Source organism: Kitasatospora sp. NPDC127111 (genome assembly GCF_042677465.1).
GTDB lineage: Bacteria > Actinomycetota > Actinomycetes > Streptomycetales > Streptomycetaceae > Kitasatospora.
The window spans coordinates 1-20,849 of record NZ_JBHXTG010000097.1 but is presented as its reverse complement, the minus strand read 5'-3'; the positions used below and the strand labels follow the sequence as shown (position 1 = coordinate 20,849).

Below are 20,849 nucleotides of genomic sequence, written 5' to 3'. Positions count from 1 at the left end.
TGACAGAGTGTCTGACGCGCTCGGCCCTATCGGGCAGGCTCGGCCGGCGCGGGCCGGGAGAAGGCGCCGTCCTCGGCGGCGGCTCCCACCGCACCGACCGGACCCGCGGCACTCCCGGGGTGCCCGTCGCCCTCGATGTCGACGTGCGGGAGCAGGCGGTCGAGCCACCCGGGCAGCCACCAGTTGCCGTCGCCGAGCAGGACCATCGTCGAGGGCACCAGCAGGCCGCGGACGACGGTCGCGCCCAGGGCGACCGCGGTGGCCAGGCCGATGCCGAACATCTTCACGACCGGGTCGTCGGAGAGCAGGTAGCTGAGGAACACCGCGACCATGATCAGGGCCGCCGAGCTGATGATCCGTCCGGTGCCGGCGAGGCCGGTCACCACGGCCCGCCGGTTGTCCCCCTCCCGCAGGTAGGCCTCGCGCACGGCGCTGAGCAGGAAGACCTCGTAGTCCATGGAGAGGCCGAAGAGCACCGCGAACATCAGCAGCGGCACGTAGCCGGGGATCGGGACGGCGCCTTCCAGGCCGATCAGCCGGGCGCCCCAGCCGTGCTGGAAGACGGCGGTGAGCACGCCGTACGCGGCGGCGACCGAGACCAGGTTCATCACCGCGGCCTTCACCGCGACGACCGGCGAGCGGAAGGCGAGCAGCAGGAGCAGGCCCGCCACGGTCAGCACGAAGCCGACGACGAGCGGCATGCGGTGGGCGATCCGCCCGTTGAGGTCCGCCTGGGCCGCCGGGGTGCCGCCGACGTGCACCTGCTGGCCGCTGCCGGCGGTGGCGGCGGGCAGGACGTCGGAGCGGAGCCGGTGCACCAGGCCGGTGGTGGCGGGGTCGGCGGGACCGGTGGTGGGGGTGACCTGCCAGCGGACGGTGCGTCCGTCGGCGGCCACGGCGGGCGGGCCGACGACGGAGACGCCTTCGGCACCGCGCAGCGCGGCGGTGACGGCGGTGAGGCGCGGGTCGCCGGTTCCCGCAGCGGCCTGAACGGGGGTGGGGAGGACGTCGACGACCTGGAGCACGCCGTTGGCGCCCGGGCCGAAGGCCGCGGCCATCCGGTCGTACGCGGTGCGGCTCATGGTGCCGCTCGCCTTGCTGCCGGCGTCGAGCTGGCCGAGGTGCAGGTGGACGGCCGGCGCGGCGAGGGCGCCGAGCAGGGCCAGGGCGGCCAGCAGGAGGGGCCACGGCCTGGCCGCGACCAGGGCCGCGACCCGGCCCCAACCGCGCGGACGCCCGGCCGGGGCGGGGGCGGCCGGCTTGGGCGTCAGCCGCTTGCCGAGCAGGACGAGCAGGGCGGGCAGCAGCGTGAGGTTCACGCCCAGCGCCGTCACCACGGCGATCGCGGGGGCGAGGGCCAGCGCGTACAGCAGCGGGAGCCCGCCCAGGGCGAGGCCCGCGAGGGCGGCCACGACGGCGCTGCCGGCGAAGGCGACGGACTTGCCGGAGCCGGCGGTGGTGCGCACGGCCGCGTCCTCGATGCCGACGCCCGCGGCGCGCAGCTCCCGGAAGCGGGTGAGCCCGAAGAGGGTGTAGTCGATGCCGACACCCAGGCCGATCATGGCGGCGATGGTCTCGCCGGCCTCGGGCACGTCCAGCAGGTGGCCGACCAGGCCGAGGACGGGCAGGGCGATGCCGAGGCCGATCACCCCGGCGAGCAGCGGCAAACCGGCGGCGACCAGGCTGCCGAAGGTGACCGCGAGGATCACCAGGGCGGTGCCGAGGCCGATGGCCTCGCTGCGGCCGGTACTCCCCTTGTCGACGGCAGCGGCCAGGTAGCCGCCCGGGGTCACCTCGATGCCGGCGGCGGTGGCCGGCGCCGCCGCGGCGAGCACGGCGTCGGTCGTCGCGGACGTCACCTCCCGGCCGGTGACGTCGAGGTCGATCGCGAGGTAGGCGGTGTGGCCGTCGGCGCTCATGGTCCCGGCGCCGGCCGGGTCGTAGGGGGTGGTGACGGCGACCACGTGCGGCACCCCGGCGATGGCGGCCGCGGCGCCGCGCACCGCCGCGGCCGTGTCGAACGCGGTGAGCGGAGCGGCCGTGGCGGCGGTGTGCAGCAGGACGGGCTGCTTGCCGGAGGCCGAGCCGGGGAACGCGCGGTCGGCGATGTCCCGCGCGGCCTGGCTGTCGCTGCCCGGGATGGAGACGGCCTCGCTGGTGACGCGGCCGAACACCGCGAGCGCCGCGAGTGCGGCGGCGAGGAGGAGCAGCCAGGCCGCCACCACGCGCTTGGGCCTGCGGGCGCACCAGCGCCCGACACCGGTGAACATCTGCGGCGAACCGCCCTTCGTACGGCGGTGGGACGGCGAAGGACCCCGAACCCCACCAAAACTTATTGCACTCAGCGTGCAACGCGTACACTTGCACTCGCGGTGCAAGAATGTCAACGAGAGGGCGGAGGGCCCACGTGGAACGGACCGGAGCCGCCGCGCCCGTCACCGACGGACGCACGGAGCGCGGGCGTCAGACCCGCGAGAAGATCGCCGACGCGATGCTGTCGCTGCTCGACGAGAACCAGGCGCACTTCCCCGCCGACAAGGTCGCCGAGCGGGCCGGGGTCTCCCGGCGGCTGGTGTTCCACCACTTCGCGGACATGGCACAGCTGGCCGAGGTCGCCGTCGGCCGGCGCCTGGAACAGCTGCTGGCACAGGCCCGGCCGCTCCCCACGGAGGGGCCGCGGGACGTCCGGGTCGCGGCCCTCGCGGAGCAGCGCGCCCGCATCCTGGAGGGCCTCACCCCGGCCCGGCTCGCGATCATGCGGCTGGAGAACCCGTCCCCCCGCGTCCACGAGGGCGTCCAGCAGATGCTGGACTTCGCCCGCCTGCGGATCGGCCAGGTCTTCGCCCTGGAGCTCGACCACCTGCCCGAGCCCGCCCGGACCGACCTGCTCAACGGCCTCGACGCGGTCACCACCTGGAGCGCCTGGTACCACTGGCGCAGCTCCGGCCTGAGCCCGGAGCAGGCCCGCCACACCATGGCCGCCACGGTGCACGCCCTCCTCGCCGCCGCCGACCGCCTGGGCGACGGCCGGGGCGGCGACGAGCGCGGCGGCGACGAGCGCGGCGGCGACGAGCGCGGCGGCGACGAGCGCGGCGGCGACGACCGGGGCGGCGACGACCGGGGCGGCGACACCGTCGCATCGTGACCGGACGGCGGCCGTCACCGTGACGGCCGCGGCGGCTCCCGCGGCCGTGACGGCGCCGCCCTCCTCCTCCTCCTCCTCCTCCGACGCACCGGCGCCACCGCAGGCCGGCGGACCCGACAGCGCGTCATCAGCCCGCCCGCTCACGACCTGCTGATGGCCGGTTCCGCCCGGGCCGAGGAGGGACCGGACAAGGACGGCCGGCATCCGCAGCCTCCCGGGCGGGGCCAGGGATTCCCGACCCCGCGCGCCGGCGACCCAGGCTCCACGGCGCCCCGTCAACCGGTACGGTCATGATGTCAGCGACGCGGCAGCCAGCCGCATTCGAGCGAGGGAGGGGACGGATGAGCGCCCAGCCTGTCCACCACGCGAGCGGGCCCCGGGTGCCCGTGAGCATCGACGGCATCGCCCAGGCACTGCCCAGCCCGGCCGAGCGCATGGCCTTCTACCGCGAGATCGGCCCGCTGGAGGACCAGGTCGAGCGGGAAGCCGCCATCACGTCCTGGTGGACGAAGGCGATGTCGGCCGCGTACGGGCCCGACCGGGCCGGCTTCCGCGCGGCGGTCTCCGCCCGGATCGCCGACACCCGGCGTCCGCTTCCGGGAGACGCCGGTGAGTGACTGGCGGACCTTCCTGCAGGACCAGCCGTCCAAGGCCCTGCTGGAGATCAGCGAGCGCGACCCCGCGCTCTTCGCTCAGGTGACGATCGCGCTGACCCAGCTCGACGGGACCTCGGGCGTGCCGGTGGACGAGTGGGACGACCTGCGGAACGTCGTGCTGGCCCCGGCCGTCACCGGCGAGATCTTCGTCAACCCGGACGCCGACCCGCCCAGCGTCGACGTCCTGCGGATCGTGTGGCTGTCCCTGCCCTGACCCGTGCCGGGTGACACCCCGGCGACCGAGGCGCGGACGACCGGTCAGCAGGACGGAGGCGGCGGGGATCCCGCCGCCGGGAGACCGGCCCGTGGCGCGCCCGGCGGATAATGGCCGGACGCGGGCCCGCCGGGCCGGCGGCACCGAGCGAGGGAAAGGCGGCGGACGGATGACCCTGGAGGAAGGCCGGCGCGTCAGGTTGGCCGAGGACCTCGGGCTCGGCGAGGCACTCGCCGGGCAGCCCGCGGCCGTCGTCGGGTTCCTCTCGGTGGGAGCCGGGACCGAGGGCACGGTCGAGCGGGTGGACGGGGAACTCCCGGAGAGCGAGGAGGTCCGCGAATACCTTCGGCTCAAGGCGCTGTTCGAGGACTACGGGCACACCATGCCGGTGGCGAGCCGGGAGCGGCTGGAGACGGAGATCGCCGCGCTGGAGCCGAAGTGGGCCGCGCACCAGGAACGGGGGAACCGGGTGACCGTCCGGGTCCGGCTGGACAACGGCCTCGTCCTCGACGGGGCGCACCAGGACATCCTCACTCCGCTGTGAGCGAGGACAACCCGGTAGGGGCCGGAAGACCCGGTCCCCGGCAGGACGAAGCGCACACCCGCGCCGAGGCCGCCGGGCTGCCGGGGACGACGAGCACCGCGCGGTGACGCGTTGTCGGCGTGGTGTGGGAGAGTGCCGCGCATGGACGAGAACATGCACGGAGCAGCGCTGATCGAGCGGGTGATCGCCCGGGTCGAGCAGGACGGCTGGCCCACGGCGGACGCGCCGGACATCACCGAGCCGGTACCGCTCGCGCCCGAGGCGATCGACCGCCTGCGGCTGGCCGGCGACCGGCCGCTGCCGCCCAGCCTGCGCCGGTGGCTCGCGTTCGACAGCTCCTGGCTGAGCGACATCGGCTGGTACGACGACGAGCGGGCGCCCGTCTTCGAGGGCCGCGCGCTCGGCGAGACGGCCGCGTGGATGTACGGCTCCGGCGGCGCCATGGTCAGCACGTTCGCCGACTTCGAGCAGTTGCTGCCGTCCGCGTGCCTTCCGCTCGTCGGCGGCAGCGACTCGCGCCGCCTGCTCTACCTGGGCTCGCCCGACTCCACCGGCGAGTACCCGGTGCTCGTCACCGACATCGACGACCTGCCGTACGTCGCCGTGATGTACCCAGGCCTCGACGTCTACCTCGCCGACCTCGCCGGTGTGATCGACCTGGACTTCGACACGTACACCGGCCTGATGGACCACCCCGAGTACGGCCCCCGGATGCGGGAGCACGCGGAGAACACCGAACTCGGCCCCGACGGCCTCGACTTCCAGGACCTCGAAGTGGAGTAGGCGTTCGGGACGAACCCGATACCGCTGGTGGCGTTGCCCCGCTGTCCCCCGGAAGGTTGCGCCGTTCCCGAGGGTCCGGGGCGACGCCCGGGCAGGCCGTGCCTCCGGTGCGGTCGCCGGAGGGCGCGGTCGCCGGACGTCGCAGCGGCCGGGCCGTGCGACGGCGTCGAGCGGACAGCGGGGCAGTTGGGTCCCCGCGGCCCACCCGGTGGCCCAACCGCCCACCCGGTGGCTCACTCGACCCGGGCTCCCGGAGCCGGGTCGACGGGCGTGAGGACTCCGAGCCGGTCCTCGATCGCCCCGGCCGCGGCCAGGCACAGGTCCTCGCGGAACGCGCGCCCGACGATCTGCACGCCGGACGGCAGCCCGTCGGCCGTCCCGGTCGGCACGGCCACCCCGGGCACGCCCACGAAGCTGGTCACGCTGCACAGGCGCATGGCCGACCCGACGCGGTCGCGCCCGGCCCGGTCGCGCGACTCCAGCCCCGGTTCGACGGGCGGTTCGGTGAAGGAGGGGCCGAGGAGGAGCGGGTACTCGTCGAGGAACTCGGCCCAGGAGCGGCGGATGTTCATCCAGGTGCCCATGAGCTTCATGAACTCGTCCGCGGTCGCCGGCGGGGTCCGCTGCATCGTCATCTCGATGTAGCGGTCGCCGCCCTCGCCGAGCAGGGTGCGCACCACCGGCCAGTTCGGGGCGAACTCGGTCACGGTGATCCGGTGGTAGGCGTCGAGCGCTTCGTCGAGCCGGGGCACGTCCGGCACCTCGCGCACGTCGTACCCGGCGTCCCGCAGCGCTTCGGCGGCGGTCGCGACGGCCGCGCGCACCGTGGGGTGGACGCCGTGCCCGCCGGGGTCCGCCACGACCGCGACCTTCACCGGCCGGGGCAGCGGCTCGCCGTACAGCGGCACCGGGACGGCCCTCGGGTCCCGCGGGTCGGTGCCGGCCAGTACCTCGTACGCCAGCCGCAGATCGGCCACGCTGCGGGCGAACGGGCCGTCGGTGACCAGGAGTTGGGAGGCGGGGCCGGGGTCGTCCGGGCCAAGGATCCGGTGGTCCGCGGGGAAGCGGCCGGTGGTCGGCTTCAGCCCGGCCACACCGCAGAACTGGGCCGGGATCCGCACCGAGCCGCCGGAGTCGTTGCCGAGGCCGAGCGCGGCCATGCCGGTGGCGACGGCCACCGCGTCGCCGCCGCTCGTCCCACCGGGAGTCCTGGCGCGGTCCCAGGGGTTGACGGTGTCCCCGAACAACTCGCTGCGCGTGTGCATCCCGGCCAGGATCAGGGTGGGCATGTTGCTGTGTCCGATCGGGATCGCCCCGGCCGCACGCAGCCGGGCCACCGGGGGCGCGTCCGCCGGCGCCACCAGGTCGCGGAAGCGCGGGGTGCCGAAGGTGGTCGGCACGCCTTCGATGGCCGTGGACTCCTTCACCGTGAACGGCACCCCCGCGAGGGGGCCCAACTCCTCCCCCGCGGCCCGCCGCCGGTCCGTCAGCCGGGCGGCCTCGCGGGCGCGGTCCGCCAGGAGCTGGGTGACGGCGTTCACCTCCGGGTTGACCTCGGCGATGCGCTCCAGGTGGCTCTCCACCACCTCGACCGCGCGGACCTCCCCGTCCCGCACCGCCTTCGCCTGCGCCGCAGCCGACAGCCTCCACAGGGCATCCCCCATGATCGTCTTCCTTCCCGTCCGCGTACCGATGCGCTTTACCGATGCACTTGCATCGGAACTGTATCCTGGGAACCGATACGAGCGCATCGGATAAACGCACCGACCAGCGGAGGCAACCGGGCATGCCCAGGCAGGTTGATCACGAGGACCGGCGGCGGCGGATCGCCGAGGCCGTCTGCCGTCTCGCCGACGAGCACGGACTGGAGGGCGTGACCCTGCGCGACGTCGCCGCCCGCGCCCAGGTGTCGATGGGCGCCGTGCAGCGCTGCTTCCGCACCAAGGAAGAGATGCTCGCGTTCACCCTCGGCCACATCGGCGAACGGATCACCGAACGCGTCCGGGCCCGCGTCGACCGGAGCCCCGCCCAGTCGGCCGCCACCACCCTGGGCCACGCCCTCACCGAAGTCGCGCTGCTGCGCGAGGAACACCGTGCCGAGGCACGGGTCTGGCTCGCCTTCGTGGCACAGGCCGCGGTCAGCACGCCGCTCGCCGACCTGCTGAAGGCCAACTACGCGGCCCTGCACGAGGCGTTCACCCGGCTCATCCGGGAGGCCTGCGAAGGCACCGCGGGCGGCGCACCCGTCGACCCGCGGCGCGAGGCCGACACCCTCCTCGCGCTCGCCGACGGCCTCACCACCCACGTCCTCATCGGCCGCCTCACCCCGCACGAGGCACAGCACCTCCTGCACACCCACCTGGCCGGCCTCTGGGAACGGCACGCCCCGCCCCGTCGCCCCACCCCGGACGCCCCGTCACGCCGAAGCACGAGTCCCGGAAGTGCGCAGCGCCCGGGCAGCCGGCCGTAGCCTTACGTGGAACCCGTCAGATGGATCCTCCGTAACCGGCCGGCCCCGGGTCGCAGGCGGGCGCCGGAACCGGACTGCACACGGCCTCGGACGCCGACTCGTAGCACGCCCGCGGCTCCGCACCCGCCACCGCGGGACCGTTGCCCCAGCTGAACGGCCCCGGGTCGCAGGCGGGCGCCGGAACCGGAGTGCACACGGCCTCGGACGCCGGCTCGTAGCACGCCCGCGGCTCCGCACCCGCCACCGTCGAACTGGTGCCCCAGCTGAACGGCCCCGGGGTGTGGGTGATCTCCGCCATGCCCGGCGAAGCGGCCTGCTCGTTGCGCTCGTGGACCCATGCCTGATCCGGGGTGTGGTGCACCCGGGCGTCAGGCGCGAGCCGGAAGAACCCCGCGACCTGCTCCCCCGTCCGCGGGACGCAGCTGTCCGTCGCCTCGCGGGTGAGGTAGGTGTCCAGCACTTCGGTCCCCGCGGCGACAGCCGCGTAGTCGTACCCCTTGAGCACGGTGGTGCCGGTCTCGTCGACCCGGTGTGCGTCGGCGTCGAGGTCGTGCGTTCCCATGACCATCCCGATCCGGTCCTCGGGCGCGTGCAGCACGGTGTCCTCGAGCACGGAGCGGGAGCTGAGGCTCAGCGGGTCGAAGACGTTGATGCCCTCGATCGGTGCGCGCGGGTCCCCGGGGTCGGCCGTCGTGCTGCGGTGGACGTGGCCGCCGTAGGAGTCCTCCAGCGGGTGCAGCGCCTCACCGAGGTGGACGGCCTCCGCGGTGTGGCGGCCGTCGAGGGCGGCGGCGCCGGCCTCCTCGAGTGCCTGGACGATCGTCGAGACGATCCGCTCGACGTTCGCCTGTGCGCTGACCGCGGGTTCCGCGAGCGAGTGCTCGGCCTGCCCCTCCCGGTTGAGGTAGTACGGCTTCAGGCTCGCGAGGTCGTCCTGGCCGGCCTGCCCCTGGTTGAGCCTCTCGTAGAACTGCTCGGCGGTCATGCCGTTGATCTCACCCGTCGTCTCGTACAGGCGGTCGACGATCTGCCGGGTGATCTCCCGGTGTCCCCGCTGGTCCGACATGAGTGTCCTCCTCGGCCTTCTCGGCCTTCTCGACCTTCTCGGCCTTCTTGACCTTCTCGGTCTTCTCGACCTTCTTGGTCTTCTTGGTCTTCCCGCGTTCGTTCTGCTCGTGGTTTCGCTCGGTTCCCGTTGCCGACGCTTGTGGAGCCCAGAGGCCCCGCAGGCAGGAGGTGAGGCTGCTCCATCCCCGTTCGGCCGGCGCGGGCAACGCGGGGGGCAGGTGGACTCCGCCGATGGCGATCACTCCCTCGCCCCGAGCAGCGGCCTCGGGAGGGCCGTGACCGTCCCCGGCGGTTTCGAGTCCGGCCGTGGCTGTCGGCCAGTCGACGGAGAAGTCGTACGACTCGTCGTCGAAGCGGACGGCCTCGTCCAGGACCGTCGCGAGCCGCTCCGCTTCGGAGCGTGCCAGGTGGAGCAGGCGGGCGGCCACTTCCGTGTCGGCGTCCAGCAGCAGGAGGGAGAACTCGACTCGTGCGCCGTGACTGAAGCGGTGCCTGCGGCTGGGGACGGCAGGCAGGAACAGAGCCAGGCCGACGATCCTGTCGCGCAGGCAGAACACCGGCACGGGATCGGCCGTGTGGAGCAGCTCGCAGAGCTGGTCGAAGGCGGCGAGGCTGACCCCGGCCGACGGCAGCGGTTCGTGGAACGCCGGCGGGACGACGCACTCCCGGTCCGATCCCCCGGCCGTGTCCACCTCGTGCCAGTGGTAGTCGCGTGGCCGGCGGTCCTTGGATCCGGCGGTGTCGGGGTGGCGGGTGCGGACGAAGACGCGCATCACAGGTAGCCGAACCCGTCGTCGGCCGGGCCGCCGTCGATGCCCTTGGTACGCCGGCGGACCAGTTCGGCCGCACGGCGGATGTCACCACGGACCCCGTAGAACCAGTTGTGCACGCAGCCCTGCTGGAACAGCCGGGGCCGGTTGAGCTCCTGCTCGGCCAGGAGCCGGGTGATCATGTGCAGCACGGGCTGGTCGGTGTCGACGCCTTCGACGGACGCATCGGCGGCCTTCTTGCGGAAGACGGAGTGGAAGCCGTCGTCGTCGTTCTCGAAGTGGTGATGGTGGACGCTGCCGAGGGTCTCGACCGGTGTCACCGCGAACTTGCTGTCGCTCCACTTTTCGCGGATGACCGAGACCACGTCCGCGTAGGCCCGATCGACCTCCTCGAACATCCGACGGCTCTGCTTGGCCGACCAGTCCGGGTCTCCTTGAGCGTCCGGGTGGTCCGCCCAGCGCCACCGCTCGCAGCGCAGCGGGACGAAGATGACCAGCCAGCCGCCCGCGTCGCCCCGGACGTCGCGCGCGGACAGGTACTGGAACAGGCTGCGCAGCGCGGTCGGGGCGTTGCGCATCTCCATGATGTCCCGGTTGCCGCTCATCAGTGCGGGGACGTCGACGGGGACGACGAGGACGTCGCACAGTTCGCACAGGGCGGCCGTCGCCTCCCATTCCCAGCCGTTGACGTTGTTGAACCACGAGCCGGGCATGTCGGCCATGCGGATGGGGATCTCGGTGCCGACACCGTTCACCACGTTGAAGCGGTAGCGGTAGTACGACAGTGTCTTGCTCGGGCGTACCGCTTCGTCGAACAGTTCCCGGGGCAGGTCCTCGTCGGGGGACGTGAACCTGGCCAGCTTGGCCCGCAGGCGGTTGAGCAGCGCGTCGTTGGAGATGGCCGCGGTGGGCTGATGGTCCTCGGGCTTCAGTTCGAGTCGGGGGAAGTCGCCGGCGGTCTGCTCCCGGCCGGTCCGGAAGCGCTGGAGGAACACGCTCAGCATCGTCAGCAGCATGGTCGTCTTGCCCACGCGGCTCGGCCCGATGAAGGCCACGCGCAGCCGCGGCCGGCCGGGGCGTACGCCCTCGTCCAGTTCGCGCTTGATCTGCTCCACGACGGCCTGGGCGTCCGGAGACAGGGGATTCGTGGTCACTGTGTCTGCTCCCCGATGGCGCGGTGCGGGACGTGGATGAAGGTGGGGGTGTCGATCTCGACGGTCTTGACGAGGGCGTGGCCGTCCTCCAGTGCGGACACGGCGCGCAGGGTGGCGGGCTCCAGACCGAACCTGCGGGCGATCTCCTGGCGGTCGGCGCCGTCGATGACGCGGTGCACGATCGTGGTCGCGGTGTTGGTCAGCACGCTCTCGTTGAGGTCACCGATGCTCTGCTCGGCCAGGACCAGGCCCAGTCCGGTCTGCCGGCACTGCTTGGCCATGGCGGTCACCAGGTCCGCGAGCCGGTTGCCGGCGCTCGACGGGGCGGTGTCGACCGCTCGGGGCGGTCCGACGGGTCCGGCGATGCGGTGCGCCTCGTCGATGAGGAGAGCGTGACGCAGGGTCGGGCGGGAGAGCACCGGTCGGTGGCGCATGGCGGAGGCGAGCATGCCGAAGACCAGCAGCATGAGCGCGTTGATCTCCTCCTCGTTGCCGAGGGCGCGCAGTTCGAGCAGGTGGGTGCCGCTGAGCAGGGTCCCGATGCCCAGGGCGGGATCGACCGGAGTGGTGACGTCCTTCAGCAGCGAGGACTCCAGCGCGCGCCACCGCTCGTCGAAGAACGCGACGGTGGCGGCGCTCCAGGTGTTGTCGCCGAGCAGGCGGGGGCGGTGCTCGCGGTGCCAGGCGGCGATGAGGTCGTCCATCGTCGGGATGCGCCCGGGGGTCTTTCGCAGCGTCGTGCCGGTGACGGCCAGCAGGTCGCTGGTGCGGGTGCTCTCCGTCTTCTCGCGGTAGAGCTGGACGACCATGTTGTGGAGCATCGATTCGCCCAGTTCGGTCACGCGGAACGTCATGGCCAGCACGCCGGTCAACAGGGCGATGTGCTCGTAGACGGGGACGTCGTCGGGTGGCATGAACGGGTTGAGCCGAAACACGCTCCCCGGCCGGTCGGAGAAGTCCCAGACCGTTCCGCCGAGTTCGGTGACCGCCGCGCCGAGCGCCCGGTTGGCCGGGTCGATCACCGTCGTGGGGATGCCCTGGGTGACCAGCTGGTCCAGCAGGTGGCGCAGCGTGTTGGTCTTGCCGGAGCCGGCCTGGCCGGTGACGACGACGTGTTCGGTCAGCCGGGAGAGCGCCGTGGTGAGCCGTCGACCGTCCCGGGGACGCACGAGGTCGCCGAGGTGGATGACCGGAGTGCCGGCCGGCGGACGCAGCTGCGGCCGGGCCATGGGGGTGGCGGTGACGGCGGGCAGGCCGGGGAGGGCGTCGAGCGGGGAGAACGGGGGCAGCATCAGCTCCGCTGCTTCCTCCGGCAGGTACCAGGAGGTGTAGGCGAGCATCTCCCGCGGGGGGAGGCGCACCGCGCCCAGCGCCTCCCCGGGGCTGGCCGGACGCAGTGCCTCCGGGTCCAGGTCCGCGCAGACCGCTGCTGCCAGGCCGGGGGCGCCGAGCACCTCGATCGCCACGTTGGCGACCGGACCGCCCTTCATGACGGCGAGCAGGAGGTTCAGTCCGGGGTCGTAGACCTGGTCACGGGTGCGGCTGATGAGGTAGTGGCCGATGCCGGACTGGGCGTAGTCGCGGTCGCCGGTGCGGATGTTGGGCTTGACGCAGCGCAGGCGGACGCAGCCGTCCCGGCGGGAGAGGTGGCGCAGCGTGGCGGTCCAGGAGCGCGCGCGCAGCCTGGCCTCGATGGGGTGCGGCACGGCGACGAGGTAGCTGTCACGCGGGGCGGCCGTCTGGAGCACGAGCTCCTGGAGCGACCCGGTGACCAGGTCCAGGAAGCCCCATCGCGGGTGCTGGGCGATCATGTCGAGGACGCGCTCCAGATCCCGGGGGCGACGTGCGTCGACGGGCAGCGGAACGGGGGTCGTGTGGCGCAGCGACCCGGTCGGGATCAGCCGGACGACCCTGGTGATCCCGGTCCGCTCGACGTCGTCCCGCGCGGGGGAGGTGCAGATGCACGCGCCCGGGTCGGGGGTCTGGCTCAGGTCGAGGAAGCGGTCGCCCTCGCCGAGGAGCACGGCCAGGTCGACGGTGGGCGCGTAGGGGGTGATCCGGACGTCGGCCTTGCCGTCGCGGGAGCTCAGGTGCAGTTCGAATCCGCCGCGCTCGAGGAGGTCCTGGACGAGGTTCCGGTACCCCGTCACGGCCTTGGCGAAGAGTGCCCGGTCGGCTTCCGTCTGGCTGCTGAACTGGTACGCCGCGGTCATCTGGTACGTAGGCATGGAAACGACTGTGCCCGGCGGGCGTCGGTCCGCGGCAGGTCCGGTCACCCGGTTCGGGTTGGGGTGACCACCCCAACCCGGCGACGGGGTCAGTAGGCGCCGCCGGTGCGGATCACGGTGCACGGGTCGGTCAGCAGCTCGCCCCCCGTACCGGCGAGGCGAACCCTGCCCCGCTGTCCCGGCCCGAGTGAGTCCGCTTCGCGGCCTGCCCGCTCGATCCTGATCACGAACAGGTTGATCAGTGCTCCGGACCGGGCCAGCATCCGGAAGTTGGAACCCGGCCCCACCCGCCCCCGCAGGCAATGCGCGACGGCGCTGACGGTCTCCGCCGTCCGTTCCAGGTCGTGCAGGCGCAGCTGCGGCGGATCCGGAATCTGAATGCCGGTTAGGTACAGGACCACGGCACGCACGCGCTTGTCCTGGTCCTCGTGGAGCCCGAACTTGTCGTAGATGTTGCCGAGGGCGTTGTCCAGGGTGTTGCGCGAGATGTGCAGGGAGTCGGCGATCGCGGGGTTCTTCAGCCCCTGGAGCAGCAGCGCGAGTACGTCCTGCTCCCGGTCGGTGAGCCGGGCCTGGCGTCCGGTGGCCACGTCCTTGCGGCGGATGGCCTCCACGACGTCCGGGGCCAGGGTCAGGTTGTCGTCGAGCAGGTCGCGGATGGCCTGGACGACCTCCCCGCGGGCCCTGCCCTTCTGCAGGTAGGCGACGTTGTCGCCGAGTTCCAGGAAAGCGGCGATCAGCGGGACGTCCCAGTGGGCCGAGGTGACCAGCACGGCCACCTCCGGGTGGTGTTCACAGAGGTAACGGGCGGCGATCAGGCCGGCGTTGGTGGCCGACGGCTCGTTCTCCCGCAACGGCATCTGCACGTCCAGCAGCACCGCATCGGGCCTGGCATCGGCGATGAGCGCGACCAGTTGCGCCACCGTGTGGGCCTGTCGCGTCCCGGGGGACCCCTGGGCGGCCAATTCGTCGGCGATGGACTGCGCGTACGTCAGGTCGTCGTCGGCGATGATCACACGCATCTGAGCTCCACTCTGATCGTCGTCCCACCCACGTGCGAGGTGAGGCCGAAGGTGCCGTCGCAGGACTCGGCGCGGGCCCGCATGGTCCGCATGCCGTGTCCGCCTGGTCGCTCCCGCGCTCCACCACGGCCGTCGTCCTCGACCGTCATCACGACACGGTCGCCCAGTTGCCTGAGCGTCACCGTGACGTGGGAGGCCTTCCCGTGCGTGTCAGCGTTGGCGATCGCCTCGGAAGCGATGCTGTACAGCTCGAACGTGAGCCGCTCGGACCAGTCCGGCTCTTCGGGCATGATCACCTTGACCTGGAAGGCCCCCGCCGGCTTCTCCAACGCGCCCTTCAGACCGAGGGTGTCGAGCACGGTCGGGTAGATGCCGCCCAGGCTCTCCCTGAAGTGGAGCCGGTGGGCCTCGGCGAGGGCCACCGCTCGCGCCCACCGATCGGCCAGCACCGGATCCTCGCACAGCTGCGCCGACTCCCTCAGCCACGACATCAGCGCGCCGAGGGAGTTTCCGGCCCCGTCGTGGGTGTCCCGCAGGATCCGCATCCTGGTCAGACGCTCGGTTCGCGATGCCTCGTTCGCCCTCGCCTCACGCAGTTCCTGGCCGTGGATCCGGTCGGCCCGCTGGGCCCTGAGGATCAGTGCCGCAACCATGGTCGCGGCCCGCAGCCGTTCACTGTTCGGGTACTCGGCCAGGAACCGGTCGTGCAGCAGGACGCCCAGTGGCTGCTCGGCCGGACCTATCACGCTGAGCGCCTGGTCGGGCGAAGGCACCGGAAGCGCGACGGATCTGCCGTCCCCGTCCTCGAACTCCCCCGGCTCGGCCCCGTGGTACAGCAGGACGAGCCCCCGCTCGCCGAGCGCTCCGGCGAGCCGCTCCTGCAGCCGGACGGTCGGCCCGATCGTCCCGAACTCCCTGAGCATGCGCCGGTGTGCGAGCAGGGTCCGCACGAGGCCCAGCAGCGCCGCCAGCCCCAGCAGCGCGATGGCCACCGCGTACAGTGCCAGCAGCGCCCCCTGCCAGGCGAGCGGGGCGTGCAGCAGTGCCGCGAGCCCGAGCAGCACGGCGACACCGCCGATGGACGCCACCGAGATCCAGAAGATGCCGCGTGCCTTGCGCGCCTGGGCCGATTCCCCGTGCCAGCGCCGGTACACCAGCGCGAGCATCACCATCGTCAGGCTGATCTCCACGGCGCTGCCGACCGGCGCCCACACCGAGTAGTGGGCGTGGGGGTCCCCCCACAGTTGTGGCCGCAGCGGCCGCTCCACGGCAGCCCGCACGGCCTGCGTCAGTGGCGTCGTCACGTAGAGCGCGAGGATCGTCGGCCGCTCCCAGCGGCTGCGCTCCCGCACACCCCCGGGCAGGGTTCCGGTGAGTCGACCGTCCGGAAACGCGAGCAGCAGGTGCGCCAGCACCACCGCATTGAGGTGGAAGAACACGAATCCCACGCGGAAGAGCCAGGGGTTGCCGCTGTGCTGGAGATCGCCCAGGTAGTAGACGCCGCCCATGAGGATGAGCAGCAGGCCCATCCGCCGGCCGTCGTGCTGTTTGAGACCGACCAGCGTTCCCACGGCGATGAAGAACACGCCGACCGGCTGCACCACCGGCTCGGTCCAGGTGGGGAAGGGTCCCCGCCCCCAGGCAATGGACCACGCGAAACCCGCGAACACGGCGGCTGCGAGCGCGCATGCCGGTACGACGAAAGGACGACCCGCCCCAGGCATGTGCCTTCCAGTCAGCCCACTCCCCCGTGAACAACGACCAGCCAAGGATAGGGAAGGAACAGCCCCACCTGAACCTGTTCCCTCGAGTCCGGCCTCGGGGTGCTGAAAGTGTTATCGCCGCCCTGGTCGAACGGTCTCCTGTGATGTCGGCGCAGTGGGCGCCGGCCGGCCGGGGCGGTGGGGCGGGGTGTGACCACCGCGGTGCCGCTGCGAGCCGTTGAGCGAACCAGGGAGCCCTTCTCCTCATGCAGTCCATTCGTCGTAGGCAGGGTCTGGCGGTTGTGGTGACCGTGGGCGTGATGACGGCCGCCGTGAGCGCGTGCGGTCCGGAGGAGAGCGGGCCGGGCGCGGACCGGGCCGGTGCCGTCGCGGCGACGGTGGCGGCCACCGGCGCCGGCGCCTCGCCGTCCACCGCGCCGTCCTCCCCCGCCCCGGCGTCGGCGTCGACGGCGCCCACGGCTGCGGCGTCCGTGCCGACGGCCGCCCCGTCGTCGGCCGCGGCCACGCCGACGGCGACGGCCGCCAAGGCTTCGTCGAGCCCGACCGCGGCGAAGGACGCGGCCAAGGCGCCCGCCGGTGCCGCGCCGAGCACCGGTGCCAAGGCGCCGGCCACCACCGCGGCGCGGCCCGCTCCCGTCGCGCCGCCGACCGCCGTGCCGGGGACCGGTAGCGGTAGCGGTAGCGGTACCGGGAGCGGGAGTGGGAGCGACAAGCCGGGCACCGGCACCTCCCCGTCGGACTACGCGGCCGGCAGCGCGGAGGCGCTGTCGCTGCGGCTGATCAACGAGGAGCGCGCCCGCAACGGCGTCCCGGCGCTCGTCGTCAAGGCCGATCTGACGGACTTCGCGGTGAAGTGGGCCCGTCACATGCGCGACACCGGGTTCGCCCACTCGGAGAACGCCTCCGGCGCCGGGCCCAGCCTGACCGGCAGCCGGACGCTGACCGGGGAGTGCATCGTGATGTGGAGCGACTCCGCCCTGACCGGGGAACAGGCCGCCGAACAGTTCCAGAAGATGTGGACCGAGTCCCCCGGGCACCACGCGGCGCAGATCAACCCGAAGTACAAGGAGATCGGCGTCGGCCTGTTCCACGACGCCAGCGGCTGGTGGGGCGTGCACGAGTTCGCCGGCTGAGGAACCGTCACCGGGCGCTGGACCGCTACGGCAGCTACACCTTCGGCCCGTACCCCGCCGACCAGGTCCGCACCGACGTGGGCGCCGCCTACCCGGGTTACGGTGACGCGCACGGCTACACGGTGACCTTCACCCCGCCGCAGATCTACTCCTGCTACTACGCCCTCGTGGTGACCGGCGTGAACGCCGCCGCCGGCGCCGACGCCACCGTCGGCGGCCGGATGTGTTCCTGACCGCCACCTCCTGGCCCCCGGCCCGCCGACACCCGGCGGGCCGGGGGCCCCGGCGTTCGCGGCCCGGCGCGGGGGCGGCGGGGCGGCGCAGGGGTCGTCGGCACCGCGACCGCCTGACCGGCCGTCGCCGGACCGCCGTTGCGGCGGGCCCGCCACGCGCGTTGGCGGCGACGGCGGGCGGTCCGGCCGTGGGCGATCAGGTGAGCTCCACCGCGAGGATGCTGTCGGGGAGTGCGATGCACACCTGGCCGCCCGGAGTGGCGGTGAGGTCGCGCACGGGTCGGCCGAGGCGCAGGTCGACGGGGTCGGCGCCGGCGCGACCGTGCAGGCGAAGTCGGACCACTCCGTCGGACCAGGCGGCAGCGGTGAGCAGACCCCTCGGCGTGTCGGCGGCCGCGACGGCGGCGACGGGGCAAGGGCGAGCGTCCACTCGTGCGGGGGCGGGAGCGGAGTGGTGCCCGGTCCAGACGGTGCCGTCGATGCCACCGCTGATCTGGACCAGTCCGTCCTCGGTCCGGGCGAGGTCGACGGCGGCGACCGGCCCCTCATGGCAGCGCTCACCGGAAAGGAGGCCGCCTTCGACCCGGATGTGGGACACGTCGCCGTTGTCCTTCCCGAGGGCGAGGACCTGGCCGTCGGCGCCCTCGGCCAGGGCAGCGGCGGTGAGACCGTCCCCCGAGCGACGGGTGATGCCGTCGAGGACCTGCGCCAGGCGGCTGTCGGGAGCCCCGTCCGGCGCGAGGGAGGTCACGGCGCCGTCCCTGCCGAGCAGGACCAGCCCGCCGTCCTCCCCGACCAGCAGAGCCGAGTGGTGGCCTTCGGGAAGCCGCCGTGGACCGAGCCCGGGGACGGACGCGCCGGTCCGCGGGTCGATGAAGCGCAGGATGCCGGTGGCAGCGACCGGAAGGTGCTCGCTGTACGCGAGGTACCCGTCGTCGGGGCCGTGACCGCGCACGAGATGCCGAACGCGACCGGTGGCGGGCTGGTGCGACCAGCGGGCCTGCCACCGCCGACCGGGGATGGCGGCGAGCGCGTCGGCGGCTTCCTGATGGCGGCCGACGAGGTGGGCGTGCAGGACTGCTGCACGGTCGGCCGGGCGAGGGGCGTTGATGCACGCCGGACCGGCCAGGTTCCAGGCGTCCGCGACCAGGGCGTACTGCTCGCCGCCGGGCGAGGAGTGCTCGCGGGCATGGTCGAACGCCAGCGTGACCGCGACCGGGTCGGCGTGGACCAGGAAGGCGGCATCGCTCAGGAGTTGGTCGGCCATACCGGCAGGAACGGCATGGCGCAGGAGCAGACCGAGGAGGCTCGGGTCGGTGTTCGCGAAGTCGGGCAGTCCTCCGCCGGTGCGAGGGACGGCGGTGGCGAGGGCCCTGGTCCAGGCGGTGTGGTCAGCCGGCGGGCACGCGGCAACGAGGTGGTCCGGCCTGAGCCGCCACTCGCCGGCGTCGCCGTCCGGGGGCGGAAGGAGGCGGGCGGCTGCCCGGCGGACCGCTTCGCGGCTCCCGACCCCGGGCAGAGCGGCCCAGGTGTCGAGGGTGACGGGGCATCCGGCCTGGGCCAGGGCATGCACGGCCGCCCGCTCCTCCTCGGGCAGTTCGGGCAACCAGGCCTCGGTGACGGCCGGGAGGAGGGCGAGGCCCGGGCTCGGGTACACCTGGTCGGCGTCGACCGGCGTGCCGCCCAGGTCGGCGCACCAGGCGGTGAATCCGGCGTGGTCGGTCCAGCGGGGGTCGTCCAGGTCGAGGACGGCGGCGCGGGGGTCGGCGGCGTGCAGAGCGGCGGCCGCCGGCGAGCCCGAGGCGCACTCGACGAGCAGGCGGAGCCACGGGACGCGTGCCAGCGGGGCGAGCAGCTCGGCGGCGATCCGTTCGGGCGCGTCCGGCAGCAGACCGCCGCCCGCCCGGTCCAGGTCGGTGACCACCAGCGTGCGGGGCGTACCGTCCTGCAGGGCTTCCAGCAGCTCCTCGGGCGTGCCGGCGGCCAGGCCGAGCCGTGCGGCCAGCAGCCAGGTCGCGCTGCGCACTGTGAGGCCGTCGGCGGACAGGAGCGTGTGTACGCGCCGGGCGGTGCGCGGGTTGTCGGACGGGCACGCGGCAGCGAGCCAGGTCAGCAGGTGGGTGCGGCCACTGCCAGGGGTACCGGTGATGCGGCACACCCGGGGTGCCTTCGGATCGGCCAGCCAGCCGAGCAGGGCCCGGCCGGCCGGGCGCCTGCCCCCGCTCAGCGGCGGCACCGCGGCAGCACCGGTCTCCTCCGGGTCGGGCGCGATGGCCGGCCCGTAGGTGGGGTTGTGCCAGAACCGCAGGGCGCGGCCGTGGGTGTCGGTCTGCCAGGCGCCGGCGACGGCGTGCGCGGGGACGCGCCCGGCGGGGTCGTGGCCATCGTCCACCTGGTAGAGCCAGCCGCCGGCCGCGACCGCGGCCTCCGCCTGCTCGCGGCTGAACGGTGGGTCGGGGCGCCAGCCGCGCGGCGCGACCGGGTCCCCGAGCGGCACGCCGTGGACGGCGAGTTCGGCGAGCCAGGCGACACTGGGCGCCGTGGAGCGTGATTCGGGCAGGATGCGCCCCGACAGCCGGGTGCCGGGCTCGGACAGCAGCTCACCTATGGCCTGGGACGGCTTCAGGCCGCGGGCCTTGGCACGCCACAGCTTCTCGTTCCAGAAGCTGGCGGCGTTCTCGTTGGGCAGCCCGCGCCACCACTCGTAGCCGGCGGCGTCGTCCTCGTCGCAGAACCAGATCAGACCGGTCGGGTACTCGTCCGCGTGGAACGTGACGTAGTACTCGACGGGCCTGTCCGTCGTGGTGGTGTACTCGGGCGGCGAGCTGACCAGCTTGAACTGCAGATCCGCGTTGAGCCGTGGATTGATGTCGGGGTTGCTCACCGGTTGCTCGTTTCCTTCACGGGTCATCCGAGGACCCTGCCGAAGACATGGTATTGAGTGCCGACCTGGATGACCTCGTCCACCTGCCACCTCAGGCCGCGACCGAGGAGCAGCTCGCGTTCGGAGTTGCCCAGAGTGCCGATCTTCTCCACCCAGAGGCCGGGAGTGCCCTCCGGCACCGCAAGGTGCAGCACGCCCTGCTTGCCTTGGTAGATGCTGGGCAGGTCACCGATCGAGGTGGACATGTAGCCGTCCTCGGTGAAGGTCTTCCCTTTCATCTTCATCGGGTCGTCAAATCCGAGGTGTCCGAGATCGGTTCCACGGCCGACGACGATGTCCTCGGGGACTCTCTGGGCCACCATGGCCTTGTCGAGCTCGGAAATCAGGCGCTTGACTTCCGGAGTGGAGTCGCCGGTGCCGCGCAGGGCTCCGTTGATCTGGCCGTCCGAGCCCTTCGTGTATTTCGCGACCGCGTCCTTCTGCTCGGCCGGGAGCCGCTCCGCGACATCGTTCCAGGTCTTCGCCCCGAACTCCTTGGCGTCGATGTCGTCGTAGTGCCGGGCCCGTCCGGCGAGGTCGCGCTCGGCAGCCCGCACCTCGACCAGCTGGGCGTCGCGCGCGGCCGCGGCCACCGGGTCGTAACCCTTCGGCTGAAAGCCCTCCAGCGCCATGGGGAGTTGGGGCTTCGGGACACCGGCTGCCCTCTCGGCGGCTTCCCTGGCCGCCTTTTCGGCGGCTTCCTGGGCGGCCTTCTTGGCGGCGTTTTCGGCGACGGCGACGGCTTCGCGTTCGGCGACGGTGGCGGCGGTGCCGCCGCCTCC

At 73.1% G+C, this 20,849-nt stretch carries 18 protein-coding genes; 8 read left to right on the top strand and 10 right to left on the bottom strand.

Going from position 1 to position 20,849, the window contains the following annotated elements; all coding sequences use genetic code 11:
* Positions 1–26: 26 nt before the first annotated feature.
* Complete coding sequence (locus tag ACFVHB_RS36195) at positions 27–2,270, bottom strand: MMPL family transporter (protein ID WP_380330977.1); 2,244 nt, start codon at positions 2,268–2,270, stop codon at positions 27–29.
* Positions 2,271–2,407: 137 nt separating this feature from the next.
* Here ACFVHB_RS36195 and ACFVHB_RS36190 point away from each other — a divergent pair, with 137 nt between their 5' ends.
* The 5 genes from ACFVHB_RS36190 to ACFVHB_RS36170 all read left to right on the top strand — a co-directional run bounded on the left by ACFVHB_RS36190 (position 2,408) and on the right by ACFVHB_RS36170 (position 5,342).
* Entirely contained in the window at positions 2,408–3,145 is a 738-nt protein-coding gene (locus ACFVHB_RS36190) for a TetR/AcrR family transcriptional regulator (RefSeq protein WP_380330974.1), read from the top strand.
* A gap of 341 nt (positions 3,146–3,486) precedes the next feature.
* Positions 3,487–3,762, top strand: a complete 276-nt coding sequence (locus ACFVHB_RS36185) for a hypothetical protein (protein WP_380330971.1) — start codon at positions 3,487–3,489, stop codon at positions 3,760–3,762.
* Positions 3,755–4,015 (top strand): hypothetical protein, encoded by a 261-nt coding sequence (locus ACFVHB_RS36180; RefSeq protein ID WP_380330969.1) that lies wholly within the window; start codon positions 3,755–3,757, stop codon positions 4,013–4,015. The genes ACFVHB_RS36185 and ACFVHB_RS36180 overlap by 8 nt, the downstream gene beginning before the upstream one ends.
* Positions 4,016–4,184: 169 nt before the next feature.
* On the top strand, positions 4,185–4,559 hold the full coding sequence (locus tag ACFVHB_RS36175) for a hypothetical protein (RefSeq protein ID WP_380330966.1): 375 nt from the start codon (positions 4,185–4,187) through the stop codon (positions 4,557–4,559).
* Between the two features lie 141 nt (positions 4,560–4,700).
* Positions 4,701–5,342, top strand: coding sequence for a hypothetical protein (locus tag ACFVHB_RS36170; RefSeq protein WP_380330963.1), 642 nt, complete (start codon positions 4,701–4,703; stop codon positions 5,340–5,342).
* 233 nt (positions 5,343–5,575) lie between these two features.
* On the opposite strand, the gene ACFVHB_RS36165 is transcribed toward ACFVHB_RS36170, so the two are convergent.
* Positions 5,576–7,006: an amidase gene (locus ACFVHB_RS36165; RefSeq protein ID WP_380330960.1), complete on the bottom strand. Its 1,431-nt coding sequence runs from the start codon at positions 7,004–7,006 to the stop codon at positions 5,576–5,578.
* A gap of 122 nt (positions 7,007–7,128) precedes the next feature.
* Here ACFVHB_RS36165 and ACFVHB_RS36160 point away from each other — a divergent pair, with 122 nt between their 5' ends.
* On the top strand, positions 7,129–7,812 hold the full coding sequence (locus tag ACFVHB_RS36160; RefSeq protein ID WP_380330957.1) for a TetR/AcrR family transcriptional regulator: 684 nt from the start codon (positions 7,129–7,131) through the stop codon (positions 7,810–7,812).
* Between the two features lie 16 nt (positions 7,813–7,828).
* Here ACFVHB_RS36160 and ACFVHB_RS36155 read toward each other — a convergent pair whose 3' ends face one another.
* The 6 genes from ACFVHB_RS36155 to ACFVHB_RS36130 form a co-directional block, all read right to left on the bottom strand.
* Positions 7,829–8,878, bottom strand: a complete 1,050-nt coding sequence (locus tag ACFVHB_RS36155; protein ID WP_380330955.1) for a hypothetical protein — start codon at positions 8,876–8,878, stop codon at positions 7,829–7,831.
* Positions 8,808–9,653 (bottom strand): hypothetical protein, encoded by an 846-nt coding sequence (locus ACFVHB_RS36150; protein ID WP_380330952.1) that lies wholly within the window; start codon positions 9,651–9,653, stop codon positions 8,808–8,810. Before ACFVHB_RS36150 ends, ACFVHB_RS36155 begins: the two co-directional genes overlap by 71 nt.
* On the bottom strand, positions 9,653–10,804 hold the full coding sequence (locus tag ACFVHB_RS36145) for a hypothetical protein (RefSeq protein WP_380330950.1): 1,152 nt from the start codon (positions 10,802–10,804) through the stop codon (positions 9,653–9,655). The genes ACFVHB_RS36150 and ACFVHB_RS36145 overlap by 1 nt, the downstream gene beginning before the upstream one ends.
* On the bottom strand, positions 10,801–13,032 hold the full coding sequence (locus tag ACFVHB_RS36140) for an ATP-binding protein (RefSeq protein WP_380330947.1): 2,232 nt from the start codon (positions 13,030–13,032) through the stop codon (positions 10,801–10,803). Before ACFVHB_RS36140 ends, ACFVHB_RS36145 begins: the two co-directional genes overlap by 4 nt.
* 89 nt (positions 13,033–13,121) lie before the next feature.
* Complete coding sequence (locus ACFVHB_RS36135) at positions 13,122–14,054, bottom strand: LuxR C-terminal-related transcriptional regulator (RefSeq protein WP_380330944.1); 933 nt, start codon at positions 14,052–14,054, stop codon at positions 13,122–13,124.
* Positions 14,045–15,778 (bottom strand): sensor histidine kinase, encoded by a 1,734-nt coding sequence (locus ACFVHB_RS36130; RefSeq protein WP_380330941.1) that lies wholly within the window; start codon positions 15,776–15,778, stop codon positions 14,045–14,047. The genes ACFVHB_RS36135 and ACFVHB_RS36130 overlap by 10 nt, the downstream gene beginning before the upstream one ends.
* 299 nt (positions 15,779–16,077) lie before the next feature.
* Between ACFVHB_RS36130 and ACFVHB_RS36125 the strand changes: the two genes are divergently transcribed.
* Entirely contained in the window at positions 16,078–16,911 is an 834-nt protein-coding gene (locus ACFVHB_RS36125) for a CAP domain-containing protein (protein ID WP_380330938.1), read from the top strand.
* Positions 16,884–17,144: a hypothetical protein gene (locus tag ACFVHB_RS36120; RefSeq protein WP_380330935.1), complete on the top strand. Its 261-nt coding sequence runs from the start codon at positions 16,884–16,886 to the stop codon at positions 17,142–17,144. The genes ACFVHB_RS36125 and ACFVHB_RS36120 overlap by 28 nt, the downstream gene beginning before the upstream one ends.
* Before the next feature lie 196 nt (positions 17,145–17,340).
* Here ACFVHB_RS36120 and ACFVHB_RS36115 read toward each other — a convergent pair whose 3' ends face one another.
* Both ACFVHB_RS36115 and ACFVHB_RS36110 read right to left on the bottom strand, forming a co-directional pair.
* The gene (locus ACFVHB_RS36115) at positions 17,341–20,055 is read right to left on the bottom strand and encodes a hypothetical protein (protein WP_380330932.1); all 2,715 of its coding nucleotides are present in this window, start codon (positions 20,053–20,055) and stop codon (positions 17,341–17,343) included.
* Positions 20,052–20,849: ADP-ribosyltransferase (locus tag ACFVHB_RS36110; protein WP_380330929.1), on the bottom strand; the 798-nt coding region annotated here is incomplete at its 5' end. The genes ACFVHB_RS36115 and ACFVHB_RS36110, both read right to left, overlap by 4 nt.

Bases quoted from the DNA above. Each gene is read 5' to 3' on its own strand.
- ACFVHB_RS36195 (WP_380330977.1), bottom strand. From the start codon at position 2,270: ATGTTCACCGGTGTCGGGCGCTGGTGCGCCCGCAGGCCCAAGCGCGTG.
- ACFVHB_RS36185 (WP_380330971.1), top strand. From the start codon at position 3,487: ATGAGCGCCCAGCCTGTCCACCACGCGAGCGGGCCCCGGGTGCCCGTG.
- ACFVHB_RS36175 (WP_380330966.1), top strand. From the start codon at position 4,185: ATGACCCTGGAGGAAGGCCGGCGCGTCAGGTTGGCCGAGGACCTCGGG.
- ACFVHB_RS36170 (WP_380330963.1), top strand. From the start codon at position 4,701: ATGGACGAGAACATGCACGGAGCAGCGCTGATCGAGCGGGTGATCGCC.
- ACFVHB_RS36165 (WP_380330960.1), bottom strand. From the start codon at position 7,006: ATGGGGGATGCCCTGTGGAGGCTGTCGGCTGCGGCGCAGGCGAAGGCG.
- ACFVHB_RS36160 (WP_380330957.1), top strand. From the start codon at position 7,129: ATGCCCAGGCAGGTTGATCACGAGGACCGGCGGCGGCGGATCGCCGAG.
- ACFVHB_RS36155 (WP_380330955.1), bottom strand. From the start codon at position 8,878: ATGTCGGACCAGCGGGGACACCGGGAGATCACCCGGCAGATCGTCGAC.
- ACFVHB_RS36150 (WP_380330952.1), bottom strand. From the start codon at position 9,653: ATGCGCGTCTTCGTCCGCACCCGCCACCCCGACACCGCCGGATCCAAG.
- ACFVHB_RS36140 (WP_380330947.1), bottom strand. From the start codon at position 13,032: ATGCCTACGTACCAGATGACCGCGGCGTACCAGTTCAGCAGCCAGACG.
- ACFVHB_RS36135 (WP_380330944.1), bottom strand. From the start codon at position 14,054: ATGCGTGTGATCATCGCCGACGACGACCTGACGTACGCGCAGTCCATC.
- ACFVHB_RS36130 (WP_380330941.1), bottom strand. From the start codon at position 15,778: ATGCCTGGGGCGGGTCGTCCTTTCGTCGTACCGGCATGCGCGCTCGCA.
- ACFVHB_RS36125 (WP_380330938.1), top strand. From the start codon at position 16,078: ATGACGGCCGCCGTGAGCGCGTGCGGTCCGGAGGAGAGCGGGCCGGGC.
- ACFVHB_RS36115 (WP_380330932.1), bottom strand. From the start codon at position 20,055: ATGACCCGTGAAGGAAACGAGCAACCGGTGAGCAACCCCGACATCAAT.